This window comes from Segatella salivae DSM 15606 (assembly GCF_000185845.1).
GTDB classification, from domain to species: Bacteria; Bacteroidota; Bacteroidia; order Bacteroidales; family Bacteroidaceae; genus Prevotella; species Prevotella salivae.
The window spans coordinates 3169193-3173544 of the sequence record NZ_GL629647.1 but is presented as its reverse complement, the minus strand read 5'-3'; the positions used below and the strand labels follow the sequence as shown (position 1 = coordinate 3173544).

Here is a 4352-nt window from a genome sequence, read left to right as displayed (position 1 = left end):
TAATAACATAATTTACCTTTTATAGTGATAAAGCTATAAAAGATCACCAATATCAAGCTGTCACACACAAGTCCTCCAGTGCAAGGTGCAAGACCCCTTATATATAAGGGCTTGCACCTTGCACTGGAATGTGTAGCAGTAAAATCTCTAAATATTTATGGTACAAAGATTTGGAGGTTAGTACAATTTTATATACCTTTGTACCGAAGCAAAGAGAGCAGTTGTGCTTTCAAAAGGTAGTCAGAATGGTAGTCATCAAGCGGTCAAAATACTGCTACAAAAATGCTACACTACTGATTTGTCAAAATTGATAGAACATTTAATTACAACGAGTTAGAAGAGTTTGGTTCATAAACCTCTCTCTCCGCTTCGCATAGCGACTTAAGTCCCTAAGTTACAACAACTTAGGGACTTTTTCTTTGTATTCTAATTTTTGTTGCCCCATTTTTTGCCCCAAATTCGCCCCACTTTTTGCCCCACTTTTTACTCCGAAGACTCTAAAATATCAATGAAACAACTATTTCTTGTAAATTATTTTCATAACGTATAAGTGCTTGAAGATGAACAACTAATATAAAAATCAAGAAATGGGATTCGAACCTTTTATATCAAATCATATCAATTCTTTCAGAAAAAGTGACTCAACCCCTAATTTTGAGTTATAGGTAAGAGTTGTTTTGCATTTTATGGACCAGCAAGACAAGATAGCTATAACATAAACACATTGTCCCCTACTTGCCGTATTTTTCCTCTTATCGTGTGATACGCCCTAATAGAAGTATCGTTTCACTTCATGCATTCACTTGTCTTGTTTCTATTTTCCTTTGCAAAGTTAGCAAGGTTGATAGAACACAAAGTACCTCTTCATTATTTCACAAGATTCTAATAGCAGCCTTCCGCAAATCGCAGATTTGGGTTTTCCATTAGAATCTTGTGAAATTACTTTGTTTATCTACGTAATAACCTTGCAACTTATCTGCACGTAAAATTTGAAACCCGACAGTGATGCTGCAAAAGCAGTTGAACGAAAGGGAAATGTATCATTTAAGAACAATTGGATATGACAAACAATTATGCAATTTTGGTAAGTTTAGGATTTAGTAAGGAAGACTATAAGTTTGAGAACTTTAAATCTAACTTTGGTTACGATTGGACGAAAGAAGATTTAGAAGAGGCTTTAGAGTGTGCTGCTCTTAATTCTCATAATGTAAGAAATTACCTAATGGAAATCCTTTGGCTGAAAGTAGTTTACGAATATGTCGATAGCAAAGGATGTGATAGAGAGCAATTTGATAGCTATATTAATGGCTCACTTGATACACACTTTTATTTCAACGGAACAGAGGTTAACTCTGAAGAAGATATTAAAGAACTTATTGATAATGAGTAATCAACTATAATACAATAATTATGGAAAATCTTTTTGAAACATTGGTAGATAGACTTCGCAAAGGAATTGTTTCTTTTGTCTATAGAAAGAAAGATGGAACAGAGCGTCATGCTTGCGGAACATTGTATGGTATAGGACACACAATAAAAGGCAACAAAAAGCACCAACAATGCAAATATACACTTGCTTACTATGATGTTGATTGTAAGGGTTGGAGGTCGTTTGTCATAGATAATCTTGTCGAGGTAGGTGAACTCCGTAAAGGAACAATAGAAGAGCATCATGAAATTTGTCTTGCACTTGTTGTCAAACTAAAAGAGAAGATGAAGAAAGAGGGTGTTACCGCTTTCGCTTATCGTAAAACAGATGGCTCTATAAGACACGCACACGGCATTCTTTCGGATAATATAGACATTACAGGGCAATACTTTGTTTATTTCGATATTGACAAGCAAGAGGAACGTAAATTTCGCATAGATGCTTTTATTGGTATAGGCGAACCGATAGAGATAGACCATACTATTTCTTTTGAAAATGAAACCCAAACAAGAAGTAAGGTGTACAATGAGTTCAGCCGTTTAGACATAAAAACAATCTTTGCTAATAAGGGTATTGATATTGAAGATACAGAAAACTTTATGGTGATAGACCTATTGCCCGAACTGAATAAAGAGCAATTAAAGGACTTAATAATAAAAGCAACTGAGCGACTTGCTTATCTCTAACAATACAATGGTAAGGCGGAAAAACCTTACCATTGAAATACATAAAACATCAATAAGTCATTAAAATAAACGCAATGGAGACAAAAATTAAGAAAGTAATCCTTGACATTGTAAAAGGAAGAATAGACAGAGCTAACTACGGAATGTGTTCAAAGTATTTTGTCTGTACTTCTTCTTTGGATATTTGTAAGAGTAATAACATACACATAACTAAAAAGCTAGAGTATAAAGATACTATTACAATGAATGGAGTTGTTATCGGTGAAATAAGATATAGATATGCAGAGCACAAACGTAATGGAATGTACAAAATGCTTGCACCGATTATTTCATATATAGATTGAATCAAATATCTTTAATGTTTACATTGATAAACTATCCATGAATTCTTAAAATATAGAACTATGATAAGATATCCAAGAGTATTAATTATAAAGCGCATCAAGTATATCCCTACTTACCAAGAACTTTATCAAGTAGATACTATGCGCCCAAACAGACCAAGGCGAACTAAATTCGGATTGAGTAAGTCACAAGCAAACTCATTTGCAAGACAAGAGTTGGCTGTTCTAAAAAGCGAAGGCTACGAAAAAGCTGTTTACAACTCTATGTTGATTGATTTTAAGACTTTTCATCTATGAAACAAAATATCCGTGGTTTGTTGCCACGGATATTTTTCGAGCTGTGCTGCTTTTTTTAATCGCAGCACATAAAACTGATACCCTTTTCACTAATACTGAAGCCCTGTAATTTAATACTTGCTTATAACAAGGCTCATAGTTTCCTACTAATAAATAAAACTTTAGAAGATTGTTCTAACCCTTTTTAAGTTATCTATGCCTATTGCTCCGCCAGTTTCCTTCCAGGCATTCGGCAGCACTTCTCAATCAAACTCCGCAGAAAGCCAACTATGCAGACTTTCACTTCATTTGTATGGCAGTGTCCTGCCTCGTGCCTTACAGAAAACAGGCTACGCAGGAAACCCTTAAAACAGTCTATGCTGTTTTAATCCCTTTCAAAGCACAGTATCTTCTCCTACGGATCATCAACAGAGCTTTTCAATGGACTTTGGGAGAGCGGTTGTAACAGAGTCTAAATAATAAGCTTACAGCAGGATTGCTATTCTTTACCCTTTTGTCTTATAAAAGCCCTGTATTCGATGTTATCGTTTTTACTCCTTGCATTCACTGTCTGGTTTTACTTTTCCTTTGCAAAGTTAGTAAGGTCGTCAGAACTCAAAGGACCGCTTAGCTATTTCGTTATTTTCTAATGACAGCCTTCCACAAATCAGAGATTTGGGTATTCCATAAGAATATAATGAAATTCCTTTGTTTATCTGCCTGATGACCTTACTACCCACTTGCACGTAAAATTTGAAACCCGACAATGATGCTGCAAAAGCAGCTGAACGAAAGGGAAATGTATCACAAATTAAATTCTTAAAAATATGGCAAACTGGGCAAGTACAAGCTATCGAATTGAAGGTAGTGAGAGTGATTTAAAGAAAGTTTATGATGTAATTGATAACTTTGTTTCAGGCAAGTCTAAGCCTGTTCTTGAAGATGCTTCTACAGAATGGGAAGGCAATATCGTTAAGGCTTTGGGTGCATCAGACGAGCAGTTGAAAGAGTGCTATCTTCGTGGATTTATCGAAGAGTATGAGTTAGATGGAGATGTTATTCGCATCAATGCAGAAGAAGCTTGGGGAGCAACAGATTTCAGACACATCTTAGGAAAACTTATGCCAGAACTCACCATTTACTATATCGTTGAGGAAGCAGGGTGTGACGTGTTCGCAACAAATGACATTGATGGTAAATACTTTCCAGAGCGATATTTAGTTGATGCTTATGTGAAGGATGTAGACTTCTATGAATACTTTGAAACAAAAGAACAGATGAAGGATTTTGTCTCTTCTCTGATTGGTAAAGAAGACTTCACTGACGAAGACATTGAGGCTTGGAATGAAGAACATGAAGATGACGACTCTTACATATATGTTCATGAATTCCAATATGTTGAGTAATATTAAGCAACGGAGAGGCTAACCACCTCTCCACAAACCAATAAGATATGTCAAGAGAGAATATTATTAAGTCTATTAATGAAACCTTAAAGAAATTACCTCACAAGGCTTATACATGGAAAAAAGATTTTCCACAAGTAACAACTATTGATGAATTAACAGCGAAACGAATTTCTATCGAAATTCATGCTTTAAGATATCCAATAACACA

General features: G+C 35.2%; 4 protein-coding genes. All 4 read left to right on the top strand.

Annotated features, from left to right (window positions below; all coding sequences use genetic code 11):
• Nucleotides 1-1060 precede the first annotated feature (1060 nt).
• Nucleotides 1061-1390 carry a hypothetical protein gene (locus tag HMPREF9420_RS12365; RefSeq protein WP_007136071.1) on the top strand — a complete coding sequence of 110 codons (330 nt, stop codon included), beginning with the start codon at nt 1061-1063 and terminating at the stop codon, nt 1388-1390.
• 20 nt (nt 1391-1410) lie between these two features.
• The gene (locus tag HMPREF9420_RS12360) at nt 1411-2115 is read left to right on the top strand and encodes an SH3 beta-barrel fold-containing protein (RefSeq protein ID WP_007136070.1); all 705 of its coding nucleotides are present in this window, start codon (nt 1411-1413) and stop codon (nt 2113-2115) included.
• A 74-nt stretch (nt 2116-2189) separates the two neighbouring features.
• Nucleotides 2190-2459, top strand: coding sequence for a hypothetical protein (locus tag HMPREF9420_RS12355; RefSeq protein ID WP_007136069.1), 270 nt, complete (start codon nt 2190-2192; stop codon nt 2457-2459).
• 1103 nt (nt 2460-3562) lie between these two features.
• Complete coding sequence (locus HMPREF9420_RS12345) at nt 3563-4141, top strand: hypothetical protein (RefSeq protein ID WP_007136067.1); 579 nt, start codon at nt 3563-3565, stop codon at nt 4139-4141.
• The last annotated feature ends 211 nt before the right edge of the window (nt 4142-4352 follow it).